24 protein-coding genes are annotated in these 23,317 nt (G+C 41.8%); 7 read left to right on the top strand and 17 right to left on the bottom strand.

Going from position 1 to position 23,317, the window contains the following annotated elements:
* Positions 1-113 precede the first annotated feature (113 nt).
* Positions 114-614, top strand: coding sequence for an acyl-CoA thioesterase (locus AC1Q59_RS10120; RefSeq protein ID WP_492365690.1), 501 nt, complete (start codon positions 114-116; stop codon positions 612-614).
* Positions 615-693: 79 nt separating this feature from the next.
* Here AC1Q59_RS10120 and AC1Q59_RS10115 read toward each other — a convergent pair whose 3' ends face one another.
* Entirely contained in the window at positions 694-2,022 is a 1,329-nt protein-coding gene (locus AC1Q59_RS10115; protein WP_492365689.1) for a polysaccharide biosynthesis protein, read from the bottom strand.
* A gap of 192 nt (positions 2,023-2,214) precedes the next feature.
* Here AC1Q59_RS10115 and AC1Q59_RS10110 point away from each other — a divergent pair, with 192 nt between their 5' ends.
* A complete protein-coding gene (locus AC1Q59_RS10110; RefSeq protein ID WP_492365744.1) occupies positions 2,215-2,895 on the top strand; it encodes a DUF421 domain-containing protein in 681 nt (226 codons plus the stop codon).
* A gap of 29 nt (positions 2,896-2,924) precedes the next feature.
* Here the strand turns inward: AC1Q59_RS10110 and AC1Q59_RS10105 are convergent, their stop codons facing one another.
* The 9 genes from AC1Q59_RS10105 to AC1Q59_RS10065 form a co-directional block, all read right to left on the bottom strand.
* Positions 2,925-4,067, bottom strand: a complete 1,143-nt coding sequence (locus AC1Q59_RS10105) for an alpha-hydroxy-acid oxidizing protein (protein WP_492365688.1) — start codon at positions 4,065-4,067, stop codon at positions 2,925-2,927.
* A gap of 95 nt (positions 4,068-4,162) precedes the next feature.
* Positions 4,163-5,530, bottom strand: coding sequence for a YjiH family protein (locus tag AC1Q59_RS10100; protein WP_492365687.1), 1,368 nt, complete (start codon positions 5,528-5,530; stop codon positions 4,163-4,165).
* 12 nt (positions 5,531-5,542) lie between these two features.
* Entirely contained in the window at positions 5,543-6,862 is a 1,320-nt protein-coding gene (locus tag AC1Q59_RS10095; protein WP_492365686.1) for an aspartate aminotransferase family protein, read from the bottom strand.
* A gap of 53 nt (positions 6,863-6,915) precedes the next feature.
* The gene (locus tag AC1Q59_RS10090; protein ID WP_492365685.1) at positions 6,916-7,782 is read right to left on the bottom strand and encodes an AAA-type ATPase lid domain-containing protein; all 867 of its coding nucleotides are present in this window, start codon (positions 7,780-7,782) and stop codon (positions 6,916-6,918) included.
* Positions 7,783-8,015: 233 nt separating this feature from the next.
* Positions 8,016-8,648 (bottom strand): response regulator transcription factor, encoded by a 633-nt coding sequence (locus AC1Q59_RS10085; RefSeq protein WP_492365684.1) that lies wholly within the window; start codon positions 8,646-8,648, stop codon positions 8,016-8,018.
* Positions 8,641-9,690 (bottom strand): sensor histidine kinase, encoded by a 1,050-nt coding sequence (locus AC1Q59_RS10080; protein WP_492365683.1) that lies wholly within the window; start codon positions 9,688-9,690, stop codon positions 8,641-8,643. The genes AC1Q59_RS10085 and AC1Q59_RS10080 overlap by 8 nt, the downstream gene beginning before the upstream one ends.
* Positions 9,687-10,421, bottom strand: a complete 735-nt coding sequence (liaF, locus tag AC1Q59_RS10075) for a cell wall-active antibiotics response protein LiaF (RefSeq protein ID WP_492365682.1) — start codon at positions 10,419-10,421, stop codon at positions 9,687-9,689. Before liaF ends, AC1Q59_RS10080 begins: the two co-directional genes overlap by 4 nt.
* A gap of 84 nt (positions 10,422-10,505) precedes the next feature.
* Positions 10,506-11,141, bottom strand: coding sequence for a PspA/IM30 family protein (locus AC1Q59_RS10070; protein ID WP_492365681.1), 636 nt, complete (start codon positions 11,139-11,141; stop codon positions 10,506-10,508).
* Between the two features lie 95 nt (positions 11,142-11,236).
* Positions 11,237-11,581: a lmo0954 family membrane protein gene (locus AC1Q59_RS10065; RefSeq protein WP_492365680.1), complete on the bottom strand. Its 345-nt coding sequence runs from the start codon at positions 11,579-11,581 to the stop codon at positions 11,237-11,239.
* 281 nt (positions 11,582-11,862) lie between these two features.
* Here AC1Q59_RS10065 and AC1Q59_RS10060 point away from each other — a divergent pair, with 281 nt between their 5' ends.
* A complete protein-coding gene (locus AC1Q59_RS10060; protein ID WP_492365679.1) occupies positions 11,863-12,783 on the top strand; it encodes a VanW family protein in 921 nt (306 codons plus the stop codon).
* A 166-nt stretch (positions 12,784-12,949) separates the two neighbouring features.
* On the opposite strand, the gene rraA is transcribed toward AC1Q59_RS10060, so the two are convergent.
* Complete coding sequence (gene rraA / locus AC1Q59_RS10055) at positions 12,950-13,429, bottom strand: ribonuclease E activity regulator RraA (RefSeq protein WP_492365678.1); 480 nt, start codon at positions 13,427-13,429, stop codon at positions 12,950-12,952.
* 179 nt (positions 13,430-13,608) lie between these two features.
* Between rraA and AC1Q59_RS10050 the strand changes: the two genes are divergently transcribed.
* Both AC1Q59_RS10050 and AC1Q59_RS10045 read left to right on the top strand, forming a co-directional pair.
* Positions 13,609-13,779, top strand: coding sequence for a hypothetical protein (locus tag AC1Q59_RS10050; protein WP_492365677.1), 171 nt, complete (start codon positions 13,609-13,611; stop codon positions 13,777-13,779).
* Positions 13,780-13,894: 115 nt separating this feature from the next.
* Positions 13,895-15,421: an FAD-dependent oxidoreductase gene (locus AC1Q59_RS10045; RefSeq protein ID WP_492365676.1), complete on the top strand. Its 1,527-nt coding sequence runs from the start codon at positions 13,895-13,897 to the stop codon at positions 15,419-15,421.
* A 48-nt stretch (positions 15,422-15,469) separates the two neighbouring features.
* Here AC1Q59_RS10045 and AC1Q59_RS10040 read toward each other — a convergent pair whose 3' ends face one another.
* The 3 genes from AC1Q59_RS10040 to AC1Q59_RS10030 form a co-directional block, all read right to left on the bottom strand.
* Positions 15,470-15,604, bottom strand: coding sequence for a hypothetical protein (locus AC1Q59_RS10040; RefSeq protein WP_492365675.1), 135 nt, complete (start codon positions 15,602-15,604; stop codon positions 15,470-15,472).
* A gap of 64 nt (positions 15,605-15,668) precedes the next feature.
* Entirely contained in the window at positions 15,669-16,814 is a 1,146-nt protein-coding gene (locus tag AC1Q59_RS10035) for a DEAD/DEAH box helicase (RefSeq protein WP_492365674.1), read from the bottom strand.
* 170 nt (positions 16,815-16,984) lie between these two features.
* On the bottom strand, positions 16,985-18,340 hold the full coding sequence (locus tag AC1Q59_RS10030; RefSeq protein WP_492365673.1) for an alanine/glycine:cation symporter family protein: 1,356 nt from the start codon (positions 18,338-18,340) through the stop codon (positions 16,985-16,987).
* Between the two features lie 364 nt (positions 18,341-18,704).
* Between AC1Q59_RS10030 and AC1Q59_RS10025 the strand changes: the two genes are divergently transcribed.
* Both AC1Q59_RS10025 and AC1Q59_RS10020 read left to right on the top strand, forming a co-directional pair.
* The gene (locus AC1Q59_RS10025; protein WP_492365743.1) at positions 18,705-19,937 is read left to right on the top strand and encodes an MFS transporter; all 1,233 of its coding nucleotides are present in this window, start codon (positions 18,705-18,707) and stop codon (positions 19,935-19,937) included.
* A 73-nt stretch (positions 19,938-20,010) separates the two neighbouring features.
* On the top strand, positions 20,011-21,054 hold the full coding sequence (locus AC1Q59_RS10020; protein ID WP_492365672.1) for a lactonase family protein: 1,044 nt from the start codon (positions 20,011-20,013) through the stop codon (positions 21,052-21,054).
* 78 nt (positions 21,055-21,132) lie between these two features.
* Here the strand turns inward: AC1Q59_RS10020 and map are convergent, their stop codons facing one another.
* The 3 genes from map to AC1Q59_RS10005 all read right to left on the bottom strand — a co-directional run.
* Positions 21,133-21,876 carry a type I methionyl aminopeptidase gene (gene map, locus AC1Q59_RS10015; protein ID WP_492365671.1) on the bottom strand — a complete coding sequence of 248 codons (744 nt, stop codon included), beginning with the start codon at positions 21,874-21,876 and terminating at the stop codon, positions 21,133-21,135.
* Positions 21,877-21,982: 106 nt separating this feature from the next.
* A complete protein-coding gene (locus AC1Q59_RS10010; RefSeq protein WP_492365670.1) occupies positions 21,983-22,978 on the bottom strand; it encodes a zinc-binding dehydrogenase in 996 nt (331 codons plus the stop codon).
* Positions 22,979-23,111: 133 nt separating this feature from the next.
* On the bottom strand, positions 23,112-23,317 hold a 206-nt coding region (locus tag AC1Q59_RS10005), incomplete at its 5' end, for a hypothetical protein (protein ID WP_492365669.1).

Genomic DNA, 23,317 nt, shown 5'->3' with positions numbered 1-23,317 from the left:
GTAAAACCTTATCCTATTATCAAATTAGCCTCTAATTTGTTAAGATAGGGAAGATGTAATTTTTAAAGATAAAACGAACACAGGAATCTTGGGTGTTTGGAAGGAGTATTTAGATGAGCAAGTCAAAACTTTGCAAAGAATCATTTGTTGTAAAAACAAGTATTGTGCTTCCGCCGGATACAAATGCACACGGAACCCTGTTTGGCGGAAAACTGATGGCCTATATTGATGATGCTGCAGGGATTTCTGCGATGCGCCATTCACGCTGCAACGTAGTAACGGCATCCACAGACTCGGTTGATTTCCTGCATCCAATCTACCAGGGAAATGCCGTTTGTCTGGAATCATTTGTTACATACACAGGAAGAACCTCTATGGAGGTGTTTGTAAAAGTAACGGCTGAGGATTTAATAACAGGGGAACGAAATATATGCGCAATGTCCTTCATTACAATGGTAGCTATTGATGAAAATGGCAAGCCAACAGCAGTTCCCCAGGTGATTCCAGAAACAGATGAGGAAAAAAATCTCCATGAATCAGCAAAAGAGCGGGCAGAAATCCGTAAAAAAAGAAAAATTGACAGTGAACACCGGGCAAAAACATTTGGATATTAAATAAAAGCTGCAAGGCGGCTTTGAGATTCTTAGTTGAAAACTATAAAAGGAGGGGCCTTTATGCTCCTCCTGTTTTCATTCAAAAATGTATCTCCTTTTGCGGTGAAAGAAAAATACTGACGCCAATCTTTTTACAGATGGTTAAATAATGCATAAGGAACAGGACAACCGCGCCAGCATTCATCCCGATAATGATTCCGTCCATTTGAAAGCTGTGCATGGAACCAAGGAGATACATAACCGCAAACGAAACCACGGTTGACCAGACAAAATGATAAAACGCTTCTTTCATTAGGCCAAGGCCTATCAAGAAAGCCTGCATCGGAATGATAAAATAATGCAGCAGGAAAAATGGCCAGAGCAATTGTAAGTAAAGCGCCGCATCATACGAGTGGAAAAAATTCATTGTGATTGGTTTAGCGAAGAAGTAGAAAAAAGTGACCGCTGGAATCCCATAAATGAGCGTAATGACCAGCACCTGCTGAAGAAGCTTTTGCAGTTTGTCTATATTCTTTTCCGCGTAGGCTTCAGAAACCGTTGGAATCAGCATGATTAGAAAAGAATGGGCAATAAAGGCTGGGAAAAACCCAATCGTCATCGCAATTCCCGCAAGCATTCCAAAATGCTCTGTAGCAACGGCACCGCTCACACCTGCCTGTAAAAGGGCAGCCTTAATCAGGAATGGCTCGACTGCATGTGTCAACGCATGAAAAACCCGTAAAGCCGTCGTAGGAATCGAAACCGCAAGCAGGTTCTTCCTTACCGATTTCCCGCTTAACTTCTCGCCGGGCTCACGCTTTGCCTGCTGGTATTGAATGATAAACATATGAAGCAAATATAGAAAAACAACAACCTCACTGCCTATGAAACTGCAAAAGGCAATAAACACAGCTGTACCTGTTTCAAACTGAAAAAATTGAAACAGAAAGACTAATAGCAGAAGCTGAAAAACTTTTCTCAATAAATTGTAAGTGGCAATCTTCCCCATCTGCTGCTTGCCCATAAAATATCCTCTTGTTATCGAGGAAAATGAGACAATCGGAATAAACGCTACAACAACCCATCGCAAATAAGGGTGGTATTGATCAAATACTGTAATAAATGGCATGATAAACATAGCAATTGGCAGCAGAACGGCTGTGAAAAGAATAGTCCATTTAATCACGTGATTTAGCATGCTTTGATGGTACTTGCTGTCCTTTTCTGCAATAAACTTGGAAATCGAAACAGGGAGCTCAAAGCTCGCCAGCAGAACGATTAAAAAAATGGTTGGAAGAATAGACATATACATGCCAAGCCCTCTTTCCCCCAGTTCCCGTGCCAGCACCATATTGACCAAAAACTCGATGCACTCGCCGGCAAAAGCGGCAACAGCAAGTAGCAGTGTTCCCCTAAAAAATTTATTCATTGTAACTCTCCTTATACTTTGCCAATACAAGCTCTATATAAGATATGAGACAAGTTCTAATAATATTTAGCTGATTTCTTAAAAATGAAGGATTTTCCCTAAACCAGCAAAAGCGATCTTTTTATGGATAAATTTAACACCCAGAATCAATATTAATAGGTGAAAATAAAATTGGAAGAGGACCGTATTCATATGAGTTTATCAGAATTAACCATTGACCTGATTGCCGGCTTCTTTTTCTTATTTATTATCGTAAAATTTGTCGGAAGAAAAATTATTAACCAAATTTCCCCTTTTACATTTACTGCGTCCATTGTGTTAAGTGAAATACTTGGAAATGCCATTTATGAGAAGAGAGTTGGTACTTTATATATTATTTACGCCATGAGCCTGTGGGGTGCTCTATTATTCATCGTTGAATATCTGGATCGAAAGTTTTTATTTTTTCGCGGGATTGTTCAAGGAAAGCCGATTGCTCTTATTAAAAACGGTGTAGTTGACCGGGAGGCACTGAAAAAGAGCCGGATGAATCTCAATCAGCTGCAAAGCCTGCTCCGCCAAAGCGAAACTTTTTCTATCCGTGAGGTTGCCTTTTGCTACTTAGAGGGAAATGGCTCAATTAGTATTCTTAAAAAGTCTCCCTATCAGAAAACGACACAGGAAGACTTTAATATGACACCGAGTGCTGTATATGTTCCAGTTACTCTTATTCGCGATGGAGTAGTACTGTGGGATGAAGTGAAGGATTTCGGAAAAGATGAAGCATGGCTAAACCAGCAGCTCTCCTCACAAGGAATCTTTAGCTATGAAGAAATTTTTATTGCTGAATGGCTTGAAGGTGACGGAATGTTTGTTCAAACCCTTAAACAATAAAGGACAGAGGGGTACATCCCTCTGCCGCTTTACTGCCTAACCATTTTAATTTTTGCTGCTTCAGAGAGCTTCGATACCCCTGATAGAGCAAGCGAGACTTCGGCTTCTTGAATAAATCTTTCAAGAAACTTTTCAACCCCCTCTTGTCCGCGGGCGGCCAGCGCATAATAGAAAGGCCTTCCAATCAGAACACCATCTGCACCTAAAGCCAGCGCCTTCACTGCATCAATTCCGCGGCGAATACCGCTATCTAGTAAAACAGGGATTTGGCCCTGCACAGCCTCAACAATGGCCGGCAGCGCATCAATAGAAGCAATAACTCCATCCAGCTGCCGTCCTCCATGGTTGGAAACAATGATGCCGTCCGCTCCATTTTCGACAGCTTCTCTTGCATCTTCAGGGTGGAGGATGCCTTTGATTAAAATGGGCAAATTCGTGCGTTCCTTAAGTTCTCTGACATTCTTCCAATCCAGAGCCGGGTGATGCAGGCAATCGACAATTCCCTCAATAATCGAGTCAAAATCATTGTCAGGCAAGGACTTCATAAATACAGGATCCTGTTCAAAGTTCGCCATGCCAAAGCCTTGGGAAAGCGGTGAAAACTTATTTCGAAGATCTCCTTCTCTCCAGCCGAGCATAACCGTATCAACAGTTAGAACAACAGCTTCATAGCCAGCCTGTTCTGCTCTTTCAACCATGCTGAAGGAAATGTCTTTACTGCGTCCGGACCAGTATAGCTGAAACCATTTTGAGCTATTTGGGGCAGCGAAGGCAATATCTTCTATCGAGTAGCTGGAAACCGTACTGACAATCAATGGAACGTTCATATTTGCCGCCGCTCTTGCTGTTGCCAGCTCCCCCTCTTCATTTGCCAGCCTTTGCATGCCAATGGGAGAAAGAAAGAATGGGTTGTCATAAGTTCGGCCAAATAAGGATAACTTCATATCCACTTGAGAAACATCATTCAGCATTCTTGGAATCATAGCCCATTTTTTAAAGGCTTGAGCATTTCTCGAAGCTGTCTCTTCTCCGCCTGCTCCTGTGCTGACGTAACCAAATCCGCCGCTGCTCATTTTCTGAGAAGCTTCCTGCTTCCATTCCTCAAAGGTTAATGGGACATCTGGCTCTGCGCTGATTCTTTCCATTAAGCGGTCACGATTTTCAACTTTCATGTTCATCTCTTCCTTCTTTTTATATATAAAAAAGGGAAGAATCCGCTGCCATTCTGCAAATTTATGCAAAGCTGGCGCGGATCTTCACTCATACTTTAGAAAACAAATAAATGGGCAATCACAACAATGACAGGCAAGGTAATAATAGTTCTTTCAAGGAAAATAATAAATAATTCCAAGAAGTTAACTGGAATGTTTGATCGTAAAATCAGGATCCCAATTTCAGACATATAAATTAATTGGGTTAAAGAAAGACCTGCAACTATAAAACGAGTCAGTTCACTTTCAATTCCGCTTCCGATAACCGGCGGCAAGAACATATCGGCAAATCCAACAAGCATCGTTTTGGCGGCAGCCCCTGCTTCAGGCACCTGCATAAGCTCTAATAGCGGTACAAAAGGATAAGAGATAATTTGGAAAAATGGCGTATATTCAGCAACAATTAATGCTGCAGCACCTAGACTCATTACTAGCGGGATTAGCCCCATCCAAATATCTAATACAGTTTCTACTCCATTGGCAAATAATTTCTTTCCGTTAGGCGCATTTTTTGCTTTTTCTAACGCTTGATGCCAGCCCCACTGCAAATTAGATACGCCTTCTGGAATGGTCTCATCGATTTGCTGCCCAACAGGTTCATAATAGGTATTAGCCTTTCTTGATAAAGGAGGGATTCTAGGCATAATGACGGCAGCAACTACACAGGCAACGGATACAGTTAAGTAAAAAGGAATAAATAAATGTCCAAGACCGACAACATTAGCAACTACTAAGCTAAAGGCTATAGAGGCAATTGAAAAAGTCGTAGCAATAACAGCAGCTTCTCTTTTTGTATAATAGCCTTCATCATACTGCTTGGTTGTAACTAATACCCCTACTGTTCCCGCTCCCATCCATGATGCTAAACAGTCAATGGAAGAACGTCCCGGAAGTGTAAATAATGGACGCATAAATTTCTGCACTAGCGCACCGATAAATTCCATTAATCCGAATTCAACTAATAATGGCAAAAGAATGCCCGCGAATAAAAACCAGGTTAATAATACAGGGGATAAATCATAAAGAACCACTCCTCCTGTATTTCGGGACCAAATAAACTCAGGACCTGCCTCTAATAAGGTCATCAAACCGACAGCAAATCCAATCAAACGCATAATTAAGCCAAATGGGCCTGTATGAAAGATCCCTTTTAGAAAACGGCTATCCATGATAAAGCTTGGCTTTGCTATTGTTGTCACCACTGTCATCAAAGCGGATATTCCGAGCATAATGACAATAAATGCCGGTAAATAATCATTAAACGTATTTTTCACCAATGTTGCGAGTATCCCTACACCTATTGTCACTTCTCCGTTGTATTTTACGGGAAGGAGAAACAACAGGGCTCCGATTAAAGACGGGATAATAAACTTCCACTGTGCCGCTGTATCAGCTTTCGGGTTTATTCTTGTTTCAGCTTTCATATTTTTCGCCTCCTATTTTTGAAAAAGTTCCGTTTCGTACTCTGTCAGTGCTTCATCTAATGCAGCTAATCCCTGATCAATCTGCTGTTTATTGACAACAAGCGGGGGAATCATGCGGATTACCTCGCCTGAGTTGCCGCATAAATAGAAGAGAACGCCCTTTTCCAAGGAGGCATTTAATAGTTTCATAACGCCATCCCCGTTAGGCTTGTGAGTTTTTGGATCAATAATTTCAATCCCAATCATTAAACCGACACCTCTTACGCTGCCAATAACCGGATGCTTATCCTGCATCTTTTTCAATATTTCCATTGCGTATTTTCCCATTTGCTTCGTATTTTCAAGGAGATTTTCCTCTTTAAAGACCTCTAATGATGCCAATGCGGCAGAGCAAGCAAGCGGGTTGCCGCCAAATGTAGTTCCGTGGGAACCAAGCGGCCATTTAAGCATCAGTTCTTTAGATGCGACCGTTGCACTCAGCGGAAGACCTGCTGCAATTCCTTTGGCAATCGCCATAATATCTGGAGTTACATCAAATGTCTGTGCAGCAAACCATTCCCCTGTACGGCCAAAGCCTGTCTGCACCTCATCAAAAATAAGAAGAATGTCATGGCGGTCACAGATTTCTCTGATCTTCTTCAGCCAATTTTTTGGAGGAATGATATATCCGCCTTCACCCATCACGGGTTCAATAATCATGCAGGCAACCTCTTCAGGGTCTACCTGATGCTTAAAAAGAGATTCTGCATCACGTTCAAGCTTTTCCGGGAAGTACTCTTCTGGATCTAATCCATCCGGGCAATCCATTGGGTTAGCATATGGCAATTGATAGGTCAGCCATGATGGCTGCAGATATTTGCGGTACTTGCTTTTTGATGTTGTGACACTTAGTGCCCCAATGGAACGGCCATGGAAACAGCCGGTAAACGAAACAACGTAAGGTCTCTTTGTTACATATTTTGCTAGTTTGATAGCTCCCTCGATAGCTTCTGTCCCGCTGTTGGCAAAAAAGAAATTATCCAGATTGCCGGGCATAATTTTGCCTAGTTCTTCGGCCAATCGAAGGATAGATTCATAGATAATGACACCGGACGGTCCATGAACGAGATGATCTACACCTGCTTTAATAGCCTCGACCACCTTAGGATGACGGTGCCCAACATTTTCTACAGCAATTCCAGATGTAAAATCAAGATATTCCTTGCCATCCACGCCGTAATAATAGCAGCCCTCCGCCTTTACAACAGGGAGATTGGGATGGTCCTTTGCCATGCTTGGTGCTAAGAAGTCTGAAATATTATTTACTAAATGGTCCCATTTTTGTTCGCTCATTTTTATACCTCCAGGTTCATTTCCAGCTGTCTGATTTCCGCCAATATGCTTAACTACTCGTATTTTTTTAATTTCCTGACAACGGAAGGCTGACTGATGCCTAACTCCTTTGCCATTTCTGTTGTTGTTTTATACTTTTCCTTTGCCTCAAGGATGACTTTTCGTTCAACCTCTTCAAGAATTTGCGGGAGGGTTTGTCCTTTAAAAAGGTCCAGGTCTTCTTTTTTCGGCAGATGCCGGTATTCTTTTGGAAGGGCGTCTTTTTTTATAACAACTGCGCTGCTGTTTGCTATTAGCTGTTCAACTAATCCTTCCAGTTCCTTTACCTTTCCGTCCCATTCAAAATGGAGAAGATGACCGATGAGTTCGTCATCTAATTGATGCACGCGCCCTGCCTGCTTGGAATACTTTTGCACAAAGTAGTGAATCAAGGCCAAGATATCTTTTCCTTCTCTCGTTGAAGGATTTACGCTTTCAGACACAGCCGTCTTTTTTCTCAGCGCTGCTAGCTCTTCTTTCACACTTTGCATCTCATCTTCGAGATTGCCTAAATATTCTTTTATCAGGAGAAGCTCAGAAATATCATAGGAATAGCTGACAACTTGTTCGATTTCACCCGCTTCATTGAAAACAGGAATGCCCGTGATAAGGATCTTTTTCCCGGATAAGGCCGTCTGTACAAGAATGACCTTTTTCCTCCTGTGCAAAACAATCGGGGTGATGGCCGGCTGAAATATTCCTTCCTTTTGAAGATCATAAACTGATTTACCAAGAAGGCTTTCAGGTCTAATGCCATAATGAGTTCCACTGCCTTTGCTGGCCTTAATGATTCTTCCTTCCGAATTGGTTACGATAATATCTTCTTCAATGGATTGGATAACTTCTTCCTCATTGTTCCAATCTAAAAATATACCATTCATTTTTATTCACCTATCCATTATTCATTTTTGAATAGCTGATCTGCACCATTTTCATCAATACCAGTATTTCTAATAATTCAGTTATAAATAATTATTCATCGATGGATATTATTATACATATACCTATCATTTTTGAATAGTACTTTTCTGAAAAAATTTATAAAAATTCAAGTTTATGCATATAAAAACAAAAAAAGAACCTTTTACACAGGTTCTTCCGGATTATCTTCTATTTAATTAACCAGTGAATGCTTGAAGGCATAGATGACAGCCTGGGTACGGTCTTGGACTTGGAGTTTGCTGAGGATATTGCTGACGTGTGTTTTGACTGTTTTTAAAGCAATGAATAGTTCGTCGGCGATTTCCTGATTGGTTTTTCCCTGGGCCATGAGAAGCAGAATCTCCATTTCCCTTCCTGTCAGTTCTTCGTGTAGCAGCTGCTGTTTTTTCTGCCTCATCTTTACCATCATTTTCCCCGTAACCTCCGGCTCAAGGACTGTTTGGCCATGGTAAGTGGATCTGACAGCATCAGCAATTTCGCTGGCCTTAGAGGTTTTCAGCATATAGCTGGTTGCACCGGCTTCCAATGCAGGATACACTTTATCATCATCAAGAAAGCTTGTGACAATGATAATTTTCGCTTCTGGCCATTGCTGAATAATGTTACTCGTTGCTTCAATGCCATCCATTTCCTTCATTACAAGATCCATTAGGATAATATCCGGCCTTAATTCCAGTGCAAGATCAATAGCCGTTCTTCCGTTATCGGCCTCGCCAACAACCTCAATATCCGGCTGTGCAGACAAATAGGAAGAGACCCCTATTCTTACCATCTCATGATCATCGACAAATAAAACCTTAATCATTCATTTCACCCCCAGACTCCATAATAGGCACCTTCACCTCAAGACGAGTTCCCTTATCCTTAAGACTGATAATTTTCAATGTGCCCCCAACCTCAATAGCGCGCTCATACATATTTTGCAATCCATAGGAACCTGCTTTTGCCTCTTCGACGTTAAAGCCAACTCCATCATCGATGACACGTAAAATGACAAATTGATCTCTTTGGATCAATAGAACCTCCAAGCCTGATGCTTTTGCATGCCGCAGGGTATTCGAAACAGATTCTTGAAGAATGCGGAACAAATGGTCCTCAATCCCCTTATCAAGCGGGAATTCTTCTACTTTCCATTTTATCTCGATGGTAACCTTTTGTGATAATTCAATTAATAGCTCACGAATTCCTTCCTGAATCGTCTTTCCTTTTAAAGCAGCCGGCCTTAAATGGAGAAGAAGCGCTCTCATTTCCAGCTGCGATTGATGAATCATCTCTTCGACCATCTTCAGCTGCTTGGTTTCCCGTTCTTCCCGATCATGCCTTGTCTCATTAATAGCCGACATAAGCATCGATGCGGCAAAAAGCTGCTGGCTAACCGAATCATGCAGTTCCCTTGCCAGCCGGTTTCGTTCTTGTGAAATAATCTCTTGCATCCGGTTATCAAGGTCCTCAGCTTTTTCGGTTGCCAATTTTTGCGAAATCTTTGCCTGCTCAGCGATTTGCTTCTGGATTTTACTGACCCGTTTGATAATCGATTGAAGCTCGGAATCTCCATCCATTAATTTTGTAAGTTCAACATGCCTGCCTTCTTCCATTTCATATAGCCAATTGTCTATCGACTGTATTTGCTTTTTCCAATAAAGTCCTGATATTAGGCCGAATAAAACTCCAATAACAATGCTTGAAGCAGGCAGAAAGATAATGATCGGAATGTCCATAATATCTGTATTCCATAATTCCATCCAATCCATTAACGGGAAACGAAAAATAAAAACCAGAATAAAAATAGCGCAGACAAGCATTGATATGAACGCGCCCCAAACGATCTGCCGCTGAACAGTGCTCATACCCTTTTCACCTCTAAGTCGCCAACAAGCAGTGAGGTGATAATTTTAATCCTCTGCTCTGCCTGATCAAAACCCGGGGTTTGCACCTGGGTATTCTGATTAAATATTTTTCCTTCCTGAACATCCAAAATTTCAGCGGATCCTGCAATGGCCGAATGGTTTACGCTAAGCTCAACGTCATAAGGAATATAGACCTTCACATTTCCGATAATGTTGCGAATAAATATAACTGTTTCTCCTTTTGGCAGCACGGTATAGCTTAAATCGACAAGCGTATCCCCGACTCCCGTCTGGATATTAATATCTCCCCACTCATACACCTGCTCTGGTGTCTTTCTTCTGCCAAAAAGCTGATTAGTGAAAATTGGCTTTTTACTGATGACCGTTTCTTTTTCCAGCTTAACGGCCGGCTCCTTAACAGTTACACGAATATGCTCCGGCTTACGCTTTGATTGAGCATATTGGATGATGAGGTGAACAATAATAGCAAATAATAAAAACTTCAGCGTGATCATATTAAAGATGCTGATGATTAAAAGAATAATTCCAAGCCAAAATAGGATTTTCCCTATACTTTTTGGCATCCACTTTCTGCCTATATAAATCATGCCAGCTTCTACAAGAAGGGAGAATATTAACCCTTGGTTAAAAAAGGCAATTTCTAAAAAAAGTACAACACTTCCAAAAATAAGAATCCAGCTTGTATATTCGCTTTTTACTTTATTTTCCATGCAGCCTTCCTCCTCTCCCTTCTTTTGCTGCCAAAAAGGCGCATGACCTGCGCCTTTTTAGAATAACATGTTTGACCAAGGAAATTAATTAGTTTCCAAACTTTTCATTTCTTTTTCTAATTGAGCAATCTTTGCATCAATTGTACTGCGATAGTAGGAACTATTTACTTGATTTTCAACGCGATCTAAATAGGATTCAATTTCCTGAAATCGTGAATATGGCTGATTGGCATCTTGCTCGTCAAGTACCTTGTTCATTTTTACCTGAGCACGTGTGATATTTTCACGGCCCATTAACTCCATGCGGCGAAGATGCATATCCTTTAGCTTGTGCTTCATTTCTTCGTATTTTTGTTCAAGCTCTGTCAGCTGCTGTGCTGTATGATTTAATGTTTGCTTTAAGCGGGCTGCCCGCTCCTCAAAATAAACCTGCTCCTGGGAAGCAAATGTATACAGTTCGTTTTCTCCAGCCTTTGAAGCAACTTCAGCTTGAGATTTTCTTTTTGCCGCAAGCTCTGCAGCCTGCTGATACTCACGCGAAAACTCTTCTTTCAATACATACTGTCGCTCTAGCAGCTTACGCACCTTTTCTGTTTCTGCTTCAGACTCACGCAAGTATTGGTTTAGCAGCGCAATCGGATTCTTCTTCTCCTTGCGGTCCAATGCCTCATTCAAATCTGCCATAATCAAATCCTTCATGCGAACAAATAAATTTGTCATTGCAATCTCTCCTTTAATACGTTAATACATTGGGGGACAGGCCCCCAATGCTGTAAAGCGTTAAAATCATTTGGGTTTTCCCCATTTGCCTGTAATTACTTTTGATTTAATTCAGACCATTGTTTTTCAAAGTTGGCAAATGGATCGCTCTCTTTAAAATTACTTGTTTTTGCTGTATTCCATTTTGTAATCACAAGGTACAGAATATAGGCAGCAACAAGGCCAAATATCGCTGGGATGTTTGATGCAGCTCCCGTTAGAATGCAAAGCCCTATAATTCCCCAGATCCCTTTTGTCCAGATGGATTGTGCTTTTAGGAACTGTTTGAACACTAGATATAATAGAGCCGCACAGATGGCTAAACCGATGAGTGAACCTAAGTTTGCCAAAAGAACAATGGCTGCTATACCTCCTGCTGCAAGTAAACCAAATTTTTTCATATTCCGTTTCCTCCTTTCTTGATTCCATCTTACCTATTTTCTAGATTTTCAATAACGAGCCTGAGCTTTATTTTCAACTAGGGCTTAAGACGTATCGCAGGAAAGGCGCAAGACATAGAGAAAAACGCTATATGCCTTTACATGAAATGCCGGGGGTTAACCATACTAAGGTTGAGGTTAATGGCGGAAGGCTTTCTATATAGGGGATAATTTTCTGTTGTAAATGACCGGATTTCTTTTGCTGGCCGAAGTTTGGCATAAATCAATCGGAGGTGAAATTCATGGGATTTGCCTGGCTATGTGGACTTCTATTGTTCGTTCAGCCTTATTCAGCTGATGATTTATTATTTATTGAACATGACGGTGAAGAGCTTGCAGCCATTCACCGGGAAGACTATGTCCTCCCCTTCCCTGGTATTCCATTAATGAATCCAGATAAATATCAAGCTCTTTTGAAAACCTTGGATAAACAGATTTATCAGCCTCCGGAGAATGCGTACATCAATAATTCCGGACAGGTGATAAGCGAAAAAACAGGCCACCAGTTATATCACAAGGCTTTTACTGACCTTTTTTATACTTATTTTTATAAAAATAAGAGTTCCAGAATAGAAGTCCCGATCCTTCCGGTTCACCCGCGGGTTGACAGGGATCTGCTCTTGCACATAGGGGTAAAGAAAATTGGCCAATATGTGACCTATTACAATTCAGGAAATAAAGCGCGTTCCCATAATATTTCTCTTGCCGCCCAGGCTATTAATAATCATGTAATTTTTCCGGGAGAGACTTTTTCCTTTAATCGGGTGGTCGGAAAGAGAACGAGAGATCGCGGATACATGAAGGCTCCGGTCATTGTCAGGGGTGAACTGGCTGAGGATATTGGTGGAGGCATTTGCCAGGTGTCATCCACACTCTTTAATGCTGCCGATCATGCAGGTGTGAAGGTGATTGAGCGCTATTCCCACTCAAGACGAGTGCCCTATGTTCCTCCAGGCCGCGATGCAACAGTCAGCTGGTATGGTCCTGATTTCACCTTTAAAAACGATTACAGCTTCCCGCTCCTTATTCGTGCAAGAGCCATTGGCGGCCGGATGATCATTCGCATCTTCTCATCTGATGAAATCGAATACGAACCACGCCCCGTTCCAGGTGCATCCCGCCAGCTGCCAAAAGAAATCCCGAGCCGCGACGCTAACGACTAGCATCCACTTTACCATATCAACGCTTTAAACACCCGGGGGTCAAACACCCGGGGGTCAGGCCCCCGGGGCTTTAACGCGTTAATTATGTGGGGGTCAGGCCCCCAACGCTTTAACGCATTAAATAAGGGCCTATCCACAGCGTGATGCTGTGGATAGGCCCTCGGTTTTAGATTAGTTTGCGGTGGCTTACGATGACACCGTCTTCGTCTGCGTAAACGTAGTCGCCGGGTTTCCAGTCGATGCCTCCGAATGTAACGATGATGTCCCTTTCACCTTTGCCATCCTTACTGCTGCGTTTTGGGTTGCTTCCCAAAGCAAAGATTCCTGTTTCAAGTTGCAGGAGGTCTGCCGTATCGCGGACGCAGCCGTTAATGATCACACCCGCAAGCTTTCTAGTTACTGCAATTTCTCCCAAACGGTCACCTAAAAGAGCACACCTTCTAGAACCGCCTCCATCAACGACTAGAATGTTCCCTTCAGGAATCGTTTCTAAAGCCTCTTTCACTAACACATTATCTTCAAATACTCTAACAGTTGAAATCTGTCCATAGAAGCGCTTTTGATTTCCATAGGATTGAAACGGCTGTTCACAGATATCTAATTCCTTTCCAAATTCATCACATAAATCTGCAGTTTTAAAATCCATTCTAACCCTCCATTCCTCTTCCTTTAATTATTTAATTCCTTGTAAGCATGAGGAATCCTTTTTTAATAGTCAAATTTTTCATCTTTGTCGCATATATATTTTAAGAAAAGCACAATTCCCGCTATAGCCTTTGAGCACCTGCCGAAACCGAACGTAATCGTTATAAGGGAGGTACATGTATGGTATTGTTATCAATAATCACAGTGGGACTGACAATCTGCTTAGGGATTCTGGGTTTGCTGTTTTACTATTTTATCCGGGTTGGTGTAAATCCCGAGGATGTATATAACATCGATCCAGTTCCAGAGGATACTTTTTCAGATGAACATTCAGATGAACATAAGGAATAAAGCAAAGGGCCGCTTTCATAGCAGCCCTTTGTTTGTGAAAACAATGCTATTCATACATACAAAACATACCTATTGGAAAAATTATGTTTGAAGCAAACCAATAGGAGGAATAAACATGCCGTCAAATCATAGTATGCCCCAATATCCTGAATCATATTGGAGAGAAGTTCCACAAGCCTCATTTGAAAAGCTTTCCGAGCATACCTCGGCTGATGTTGTCATTGTCGGCGGGGGGATTACCGGTATCACAGCAGGATATCTTCTTGTTAAAGAAGGCTTAAAGGTTATCATTTTAGAAGCTGGCAGTATTTTAACAGGTACAACTGGCCACACAACAGCAAAGTTAACGGCCCAGCATGGCTTAATCTATGATGAATACATTAATCATTTTGGTTTGGAAAAGGCCAAGCTCTACTATCAATCGCAAAGCAAGGCTATTGATTTAGTCCGTCATTTGGTGAAGGAACACAATATTGATTGTGACTTTAGCGAGGAAAACGCCATTATTTACTCCACAACGGACGAGTATGCCAAAAAACTTGAAATGGAAGCGAAAGCTTATCAAAAACTTGGAATTGACAGCGCTCTGGAGGATAGCATCCCGTTTAACATCCAAACAAAAAATGCTTTGATTATGAAAAATCAAGTCCAATTTCATCCGCTGAAGTATCTGAAAGAGCTCGTTTCGGCATTTGTAAAAGCCGGCGGTATTATTTACGAAAATACCACAGCCGCAGATATTGGCGAAGGCGATCAGCCTGTAGTCATCACCAGAGACGGACATCGAGTAAAAGGGAAACATGTCATCGTTGCCTCCCATTATCCGTTTGTCGATGTGATGGGCTTTTATTTTGCTAGAATGTACCCAAGCCGCTCCTATGTTCTTGGAATAAAATCAGAAAAGGATTTTCCGGGCGGAATGTATATCAGTGCTGAAACACCAACACGTTCTTTAAGATCCACCCCATATAATGACGGAGAACTAATACTGGTAGGCGGCGAAAGCCATAAGACTGGCCAAGGCATTAACATGATGGAACACTATGAGGCATTAACTGCCTTTGCCGATGAGGTCTTCGGTATTTCGGAATTTCCATACCGCTGGTCTGCACAAGATTTAATTACCTTGGATAAGCTGCCATATATCGGGCCAATTACAGGTACAAAACGAAATATTTACGTAGCCACCGGCTTCCGTAAGTGGGGAATGACAAACAGTAATGTTGCAGCGAACCTTTTAAAAGATATGATTATGGAAAAAGAAAATCCATACAGCGAGCTCTATGATCCATCCCGTTTCCAAGCTGACCCAAGTCTTAAAAAAGTTATCTCCATTAATACAGATGTCGCAAGCCATTTAATTAAAGGGAAGCTTGAGGTTGTGACGCGGGAGCCAAATGATCTGAAAGAGGATGAAGGTTCAGTCGTCATGGTTAAAGGGAAGAGAGCCGGCGCCTATAAGGATAAGGATGGTAAACTTCATATAGTGGATACCACATGTACCCATATGGGCTGTGAAACAGAATGGAATGCCGGAGAAAGAACATGGGACTGCCCTTGCCATGGTTCGCGCTACACATATGACGGCGAAGTTTTAAATGGACCAACTAAACTCCCATTAAAGAAAATTGACCTTGATTAAAAACAAAAAAATCCTCTTTCATAATGAAGAGGATTTTTTTTGCGGGAGCTAATCCTGAAAACGGTTCTTTTCCGGATTTTCCTGCCCCGTTGTAAACTCAACTAATTCAGAGCTTGTCCGATTGCCTTTTTTCGCATTCTTATTTCTTTCTGCATTGGCATTCCCTTGTTTTTTTCTGCCCATACCTCAAACTCCTTTTTATGTTTTCAAAAGGTAGTATGGACGATTTTGGCTGCATTATTCAGCATCAATTCTTCAGTTGCTCTGGGCTTACGATTTTTCCGCCGCGCATAACCTTTTTCTCTGCCTTAATGCCAAGCTGATTAGCAAATCTTTTCAGATCGCGCTCTTCCCTTTCCGTTACAATAGATATCACGGTTCCTTCTGCGCCGAAGCGGCCAGTTCTGCCTGATCGATGCACATACTGCTTCGGGTCTCTTGGAAAATCGTAATGAACCACATGGGTGACATCTTTGATATCTAAGCCCCTGGCAGCTACATCTGTTGCTAAAAGCATATTGGTTTTGCCTGTTCGAAAATCTCTAAGCGAAGCTTGGCGGTCCATTTTATTTAAGTCACTATGCAAAAGGCTTGATGGAATTTTGTTGTAAGTTAATTTTTCGGAAATCACTGTCAGGCTGCCGATATCTTTAATAAAAACCAAAGCCTTTAAATCATCAAGTCTTGAGATCTTTTCAAGCATTTTAATTTTTTCCCGCTGTTCAGCAACAAAATAGATATGATCTACCTTTGCCGCCTGAATCGTTTCATCCTTTTCAAGCCTTATCACTTCAGGATTATTGGAAAAATCCATGGCTAACTGTTCAGCTTCCTTCGTCAGGGTTGCTGAAATAAGAATGACTTGGCGCTCGCTTAAGGCTGACTTCACAATATTGCGGGCGATATCAAAATGCTCCTGCGTCAAAAGCTGGTCTGCCTCATCTAGCACGATTGTTTTGACCTCATGCATTTTCAGTTTCTTCTGCTTTATGAGTTCAAGCATTCTTCCTGGAGTGCCAAGCACAACATGTGGATGCTTTTTTAATTTTTCCAGCTGCCGTTTCACATTGGCTCCGCCAATAAAAGATGCAGAGCGAATCCCGCTCCCCTCAGACCATTTTTGAACTTCCTCCAGGATTTGCATCACCAGTTCTTGAGATGGCGCCAAAATGACTGCCTGTATGGCCTTCTTTTCTGGATCAACCTTTTCAAGTAACGGAAGCAAATAGGCGAGTGTCTTTCCCGTTCCTGTAGGTGACTGTGCAACAAGGTCTCTTCCTTCAAGAATATGCGGGATTGCATTTATTTGAATGGATGTGGGCTGCTGAAAACCTTGCTTACTCCATGCTTCCTGTAAAAATGGCTTCAGCTGGCTGATAAGAGATTGTATCATATTTGTCTCCTTTTTTTTGCTTTATGTATTTATTATTATTATGAATCAGAAATCATCATTTAAGTATCGCTATTCATCGTAGCGTAAGTGAGAATGGATGTCTAGTTTCAGTCTTTAAGGCATAAAAAAGATGCTTAGCCCATGCCAAGCATCTTTTTCAATACTTTATTCTACGCAGTCTTTGTCAGCTTTTCTTGCTTTTCCTTTTTACGGACTTCGTTGAAGATTTTTGTTTCAGCCACAACAACACCAGACAGGAAGAGCAGACCGATTAAGTTCGGAATAGCCATTAATGCGTTAAAGATATCTGAAATCGTCCAAACTAAGCCTAGACTTGCTCCTGCTCCAAGAAGAACAGTAGTTGTATAAATCACTCGGTAGACAAAAATAGAACGAGTTCCGAATAAATATTCAAAACACTTTTCTCCATAATATGCCCAGCCCAGTACTGTGGAATAAGCGAAAAAGATTAACCCTAGAGTAACTACCCAGCCGCCAACACCTGGAAGCAGAAGGTCAAAAGTTTTGGTTGTTAACGCTGCACCTGTTTCACCGCCGGTATATAGACCTCCCATAACGAGTGTGATACCTGTAATGGAACAAACGACAACTGTATCTAAAAATGTACCCGTCATAGAAATAAGTGCCTGACGGCCAGGATAGTCCGTTTTTGCCGCAGCAGCTGCAATCGGCGCGGACCCCATCCCTGCTTCGTTTGAGAAAACACCGCGGGCAACCCCGTAGCGAATAACAGCCCCGATAGCTCCACCGGCAACAGCTTGTCCAGTAAACGCATCAGAGAAAATTAATCCGATAGCCGCTGGAAGCTCAGAAATATTTATTAAAATAATAACCAAACCGCCTAGAACATAAAAAATAGCCATAAAAGGAACAAAGAAGGATGTAACTTTTCCGATACTTTTAATCCCGCCAATAAGAACAAGTCCAGTTCCAATTGTTAAAACAATACCAGTAATCCAAGGATTAATACCAAAGCTTGACTCAACTGCCGCAGCAACAGAGTTAGATTGAACCGAACTTCCGATACCGAAAGCAGCAATTGCTCCAAAAAAGGCAAATAAGATGGCAAGCCACTTCCAGCCTAATCCTCTTTCAATATAATACATCGGGCCCCCGGCCATTTGTCCATTTTTTCCGACAGTCCGATACTTAACAGCCAATATGGCTTCAGCGTACTTGGTTGCCATTCCAACAAGAGCTGTAATCCACATCCAGAAAACGGCACCAGGCCCTCCAAGAACAACAGCTGTGGCGACACCTGCAATGTTCCCTGTCCCAATAGTCGCTGCCAATGCTGTCATCAGGGATTGGAAGTGAGAAATATCCCCTTCTGACTTTTTATCCTGATTTTTGGAGAATGCGAGTTTAAGCGCATAAGGCAGGTTGCTAAACTGCATGAACCCAAGACGAATAGATAGGAATAGACCTGTTCCAACTATCAATATAAGCACAGGCGGACCCCAGACAAAGTCCGATATTTTTGTTAGTATTTCGCTGAATGACATGTACATTTCCCCCTGACTTTTTTATGTCTTTCAAAGTTATCCATATAATTCTGAATATTGATGATATTAGGAATTATAAATTATAGTAGAAAATAATACAATATTTTTTTAATATTTTATTATGAAATTTCCCACCATATAAATTTTTCCCACTTTTCAAGCAACATTATCTTTATAGAAATTATACCCAAGCAACTGATATATAACAATATAAAAATATGAAATTTTGTTATATATCATATTTAAAACCTAAATTTCTCTAGGAAAATATCCCATTTTGCATTTCGCTTCATATTTTCCCTAACTTCGCTATACTATATTTAGGGAACCGAAATAACAAATGGAAAGAAGTGTATATGAAAGGATGAGTCCTGAAGCCAAACGTAATTTAGGCATCATGTGGTTTGCAAATTTCTTTGTTGCTGGCAGTATGACAATGGTTTTGCCATTTATATCTCTATATATTGAATCATTCGGCAATTTTTCATCGACCTATGTCCAGCATTGGTCAGGCTGGATCTTTGCCATTACCTTTGTAACGGCCTTTGTCTTTTCGCCAATATGGGGCCGAATCGGTGACCTGTACGGGCGAAAAAAGATTCTTATCCTCTCCGGTATAGGCATGGGGCTCTCTATTTTCCTTATGGGTTACTGTACATCTGTTTGGCAGCTGTTTTTGCTTCGTCTGTTTATGGGGATATTTACAGGATTTGTCCCAATGTCCCAAGCCTTTATTTCTACACAGACACCAAAGGAAATAGCCGGAAAGGTTATGGGAACACTGCAAACAGGAAGCATTACAGGTTCACTCCTTGGACCTCTGCTTGGAGGTGCCTTAGCTGATACATTTGGCTATGCTGATACCTTTAAATGGACCTCCATCTCCATTTTTATTTCTGCCTTTCTCGTGTTATTTACAAAAGAAATGATCTATCAATCGAGCGGAGATAAGCAGAAAAATTATTCTAGTAAAGAAGTAATCCTTCATATTATTCATCATCCAATACTATTAACCGTTTTGCTCATTTCTGCACTTATTCAAATGGCGCATTTCAGCATTCAGCCCATTTTATCTTTATATGTAAGCGAGCTGCATGGTACAGAAAACCTTGCTTTATTCGCAGGAATTGCTTTTTCCATCGGCGGTCTTGGCAACCTGTTTATGGCAAGGAAATGGGGAAAGTTAGGGGATCGATATGGATATGTTAAATTGCTTATTCTTTTATTATTCCTGGCTGGGCTTTTCTATCTGCCAGGAGGATTTGTAAGCAGCTACTGGCAGCTTGTCCTCATTCGTTTTACTCTCGGTGTAACGATAGGAGGAATTATCCCCTTGCGGATTGCCTATATTCGCCAGGAGGCTCCACTTACCATGCAGGGTGAGGTCCTTGGCTATAATACTAGCCTTCGATTCTTCGGAAACATCATCGGTCCTGCGATGGGCGGTTTGATTTCCGGCTACTTTGGCTTTTCGGCTGTCTTTGTATCAACTAGTATCCTCTTGATCCTAAGCGGTGCTATTTTATTGGCGGCCGTTCATCGCCACCAGCAAACTTCTGGTATTAACCTGGATAAAGAACGAATGCCCCTTCGATAAGAATCGGTGGGGTTCTTTTTTTACACTTTTGAAAATGGTAAGGTAAGGAAAAGAAACTGTATGGAGGGTTAATATGGAAAACAGGCAGTACATTGGCTTTATTGGCACATATACAAAAGGCGAAAGCGAAGGAATTTATTCCTTTCAATTAGACGCTGAAGCTGGAAAAATCACTGATGTCCGCACAGCAGCAGAAATAGAAAACCCTACTTATTTATCAATAACCCCTGATGGTGGAAACCTTTACTCTGTCGCAAAAGATGGTGTGATGGGAGGGACAGCTTCATTCAGTATCGTAAATGGACAATTGCATGAAATCAATCGCCAAATGTCGGAAGGTGCTCCACCATGTTATGTGTTTGCTGATAAGACCTCACAGCATGTTTTTAGCGCAAATTATCATAAAGGAACGGTGGAGGTGTATCCGATCAATCCGGAAAATGGATCACTTCAGCCTCCTTCATCTATTATTGAGCACAAAGGTTCCGGTCCTGATGAACGGCAGGAAAAGCCGCACACCCATTATGCAGCGCCAGCCCCAGATGGAAGATATATTATTGCTATAGATCTTGGAATTGATCAAATCATTACCTATGAACTAAACCAGGGAGACCTTATGGAAAAAAGCAGTCTTTCTGTAAAACCCGGCAGCGGGCCAAGACACCTAGCCTTTCATCCAAACGGTCAATACGCATTCGTGATGACTGAATTCAGTTCTGAGGTCATTGCCCTTTCATATGATCCTGGAGAGGGCAACTTTAAGCAGCTGTATTCCGTCTCAACTCTGCCAGATAACTTCAGTGAAAATAATCAAGGAAGTGCGATTCACATTTCTTCTGATGGAAGGTTTCTTTATGCCGGGAACCGCGGACATGACAGTATTGCGGTCTTTGGTATTCATTCAGGTACTGCCGAGCTGACATTTATCGAACACACATCCACCGAAGGAAACTGGCCAAGAGACTTTGTGCTGGATCCGACTGAAAAGTTTCTCATTGCTGCCAACCAAAATTCAAGCAATCTTGTTTTATTTTCGCGGAACTCTGATACTGGTAAGCTGACTTTATTGCAATCGGACATCATGGTTCCTGATCCTGTTTGTGTGAAGTTTTTGTAATGGCTATATTTTTTAAAAAAAGCCCGCTAAAATCAGAGAAATTTATTCCTGATTTCGGCGGGCTTTAGCCAAATGAAATTATCTAGTAATCACAATTGGTTCCCCTTTTGTGACAACGATGGTATGCTCGCACTGAGCAACATAGCTTTTCTCCGGTGTCACGAATGTCCATCCGTCATTAAGCTCAATAACATTTTCCCCGCCAGTTGAGATAAACGGTTCAAACGCAATAACCATTCCGTCCTTAAGCAATTGTGAGTCCCATGGATCAAAATAGTTCAAAATATGATCAGGTTTTTCATGCAAAGAGCGCCCGACCCCATGTCCAGTTAAATTTTTGATCACTGTATAGCCTTTTTGGTTGGCCGTGCGGTTGACTACTTTTCCGAGCATGCTGAGCTTAGCTCCTGCTTTTACCTTTTTCAATCCTTCTTCAAACGCTAGAACAGCTGTATCACATAGGTCTTTTAGTTCCTGATTTTTTGTCCCCACAACAACAGATAATCCTGTATCAGCAAAATATCCGTTCTTCGACCCTGATACATCTATGTTGATAAGATCACCATCCTGCAGGACTCTTTTTCCTGGAATTCCATGGGCTACCTCTTCATTTACACTCAGACAAGTGTATCCGGGAAAGTCATATTCACCTTTCGGGCCTGAAATGGCACCATGCTTTTCAAAAAGCTCTCCAGCATAGTCATCTAATTCCTTTGTTGTCACACCAGGCTTCGCGCGAGCAATTAATTCATCGCGAATTTCTGCAACAATTTTTCCTATTTCCTTCAGACCTGCTAATTCCTCTTCATTTTTTACTATCATAACTAACTGTCCCTTCAATCGATGTTTTTTCTTCTCCTCTTATATTTTACTTAAAAATTTTATAAAAAACACCCCAATCGCTTGAGGTGTTCTAATGTTAGAATTATCAGCTAATGCTAAAAGCAATCTTTCCAAACTGATCAGCATTTTCCATTCTCTTAAATGCCTCTTCGAATTGCTCCAGCGGGAAAACTTTATCAAGAACCGGTCTGATTTGATGCTTCTGGGCAAATTCAAGCATTTCTTTATATTCCTCAGCACTTCCCATTGTAGAACCAAGAAGATTCTGCTGGCTGTAGAAAAAGGTGCGCAGATTAATATTAGCAACATCGCCTGCAGATGCCCCAAAGGTAACGAGTGTACCGCCCAGACGAAGCACTGACAGTGACTTGTTAATTGTCGCAGCACCGACAGAATCAATCACAAGATCCATTCTCACACCATCAAGCGCTGCTCTCCAGTCCTCACTGCTGCTGTCGATTGCTTTCATTGCCCCGAGCGCTATGGCTCTATTGCGCTTTTCTTCCGAACGTGAGCTAACATAAACTTCCGCTCCAGCAGCTTTAGCAAATTGCAATAAAAAAGTGGCGACGCCGCTGCCAACCCCAGGGATAAACACTTTCATGCCTGGCTTTACTTTCCCTTTTGTGAATAAAGCCCTAAAAGCGGTTAAGCCAGCTAATGAAATGACACCAGCTTCTTCCCATGTTAAATATGGCGGCTTCTGCACCGCATTTTCTGATGGAATGATGATGTATTGTGCAAATGTACCGTGAAACGGCAGTCCGACAATTTCAAATCCTGGAGGCGGGGCGTCACTTTTTTCCTTCCAACCAAGACCTGCATTGATGATTACTTCATCGCCAACTTGAACATTCTCAACACCTTCCCCAACGGCATCAACAATCCCTGCTCCATCTGAACCAATGACTAGCGGCGGATCCGTTGGCTTATGACGGTTAAGGACGAACAAATCACGGTGGTTCATACCAGCCGTTTTTAGTTTAACCCTTACCTCGCCTGCCTTCGGCTCGGCTTCCTTTATTACACCGTATGACAGACCGGCAAACCCTGCTTGCGTTGCATGAATTAACGCCTTCATCAAAACACTCCTTTTAACATTTCATTACCTATATGATACTTTGTTGTTTTGAATTTTTAAAATAAAAAGGTTTGTTTGTAATCCCGCGGCAGCTATCCGAAGGTTAAATTGCTTTAGACTATTTACGTTATATTTAATTTTCAACTGTCCGAGCTGGTGCAGCTTTAGACTTTTTTACTGTGATCCTGCACCGGCAGTCCGAAGATTGCCTGACTTCGGACGGCTTCCCACTTAATTTCACGTCCGCTGTCCAAAGCTGGTGCAGCTTTAGACTTTTTTTACTGTGATCCTGCACCGGCTGTCCGAAGATTGCCTGACTTCGGACGGCTTCCCACCTTA

This window comes from Cytobacillus sp. MT66 (assembly GCF_058792595.1).
The sequence above is the reverse complement of the archived record's forward strand: the minus strand, read 5'-3'. Positions and strand labels throughout refer to the sequence as shown.

Bases quoted from the DNA above. Each gene is read 5' to 3' on its own strand.
- AC1Q59_RS10010 (WP_492365670.1), bottom strand. From the start codon at position 22,978: ATGAAGGCGTTAATTCATGCAACGCAAGCAGGGTTTGCCGGTCTGTCA.
- AC1Q59_RS10050 (WP_492365677.1), top strand. From the start codon at position 13,609: ATGGTATTGTTATCAATAATCACAGTGGGACTGACAATCTGCTTAGGG.
- AC1Q59_RS10090 (WP_492365685.1), bottom strand. From the start codon at position 7,782: ATGAATGGTATATTTTTAGATTGGAACAATGAGGAAGAAGTTATCCAA.
- AC1Q59_RS10065 (WP_492365680.1), bottom strand. From the start codon at position 11,581: ATGAAAAAATTTGGTTTACTTGCAGCAGGAGGTATAGCAGCCATTGTT.
- AC1Q59_RS10030 (WP_492365673.1), bottom strand. From the start codon at position 18,340: ATGTCATTCAGCGAAATACTAACAAAAATATCGGACTTTGTCTGGGGT.
- AC1Q59_RS10040 (WP_492365675.1), bottom strand. From the start codon at position 15,604: ATGGGCAGAAAAAAACAAGGGAATGCCAATGCAGAAAGAAATAAGAAT.
- AC1Q59_RS10095 (WP_492365686.1), bottom strand. From the start codon at position 6,862: ATGAGCGAACAAAAATGGGACCATTTAGTAAATAATATTTCAGACTTC.
- AC1Q59_RS10100 (WP_492365687.1), bottom strand. From the start codon at position 5,530: ATGAAAGCTGAAACAAGAATAAACCCGAAAGCTGATACAGCGGCACAG.
- AC1Q59_RS10045 (WP_492365676.1), top strand. From the start codon at position 13,895: ATGCCGTCAAATCATAGTATGCCCCAATATCCTGAATCATATTGGAGA.
- AC1Q59_RS10110 (WP_492365744.1), top strand. From the start codon at position 2,215: ATGAGTTTATCAGAATTAACCATTGACCTGATTGCCGGCTTCTTTTTC.
- AC1Q59_RS10080 (WP_492365683.1), bottom strand. From the start codon at position 9,690: ATGAGCACTGTTCAGCGGCAGATCGTTTGGGGCGCGTTCATATCAATG.
- rraA (WP_492365678.1), bottom strand. From the start codon at position 13,429: ATGGATTTTAAAACTGCAGATTTATGTGATGAATTTGGAAAGGAATTA.
- AC1Q59_RS10085 (WP_492365684.1), bottom strand. From the start codon at position 8,648: ATGATTAAGGTTTTATTTGTCGATGATCATGAGATGGTAAGAATAGGG.
- AC1Q59_RS10115 (WP_492365689.1), bottom strand. From the start codon at position 2,022: ATGAATAAATTTTTTAGGGGAACACTGCTACTTGCTGTTGCCGCTTTT.
- map (WP_492365671.1), bottom strand. From the start codon at position 21,876: ATGATAGTAAAAAATGAAGAGGAATTAGCAGGTCTGAAGGAAATAGGA.
- AC1Q59_RS10020 (WP_492365672.1), top strand. From the start codon at position 20,011: ATGGAAAACAGGCAGTACATTGGCTTTATTGGCACATATACAAAAGGC.
- AC1Q59_RS10060 (WP_492365679.1), top strand. From the start codon at position 11,863: ATGGGATTTGCCTGGCTATGTGGACTTCTATTGTTCGTTCAGCCTTAT.
- AC1Q59_RS10105 (WP_492365688.1), bottom strand. From the start codon at position 4,067: ATGAAAGTTGAAAATCGTGACCGCTTAATGGAAAGAATCAGCGCAGAG.
- AC1Q59_RS10120 (WP_492365690.1), top strand. From the start codon at position 114: ATGAGCAAGTCAAAACTTTGCAAAGAATCATTTGTTGTAAAAACAAGT.
- AC1Q59_RS10070 (WP_492365681.1), bottom strand. From the start codon at position 11,141: ATGACAAATTTATTTGTTCGCATGAAGGATTTGATTATGGCAGATTTG.
- AC1Q59_RS10035 (WP_492365674.1), bottom strand. From the start codon at position 16,814: ATGATACAATCTCTTATCAGCCAGCTGAAGCCATTTTTACAGGAAGCA.
- liaF (WP_492365682.1), bottom strand. From the start codon at position 10,421: ATGGAAAATAAAGTAAAAAGCGAATATACAAGCTGGATTCTTATTTTT.
- AC1Q59_RS10025 (WP_492365743.1), top strand. From the start codon at position 18,705: ATGAGTCCTGAAGCCAAACGTAATTTAGGCATCATGTGGTTTGCAAAT.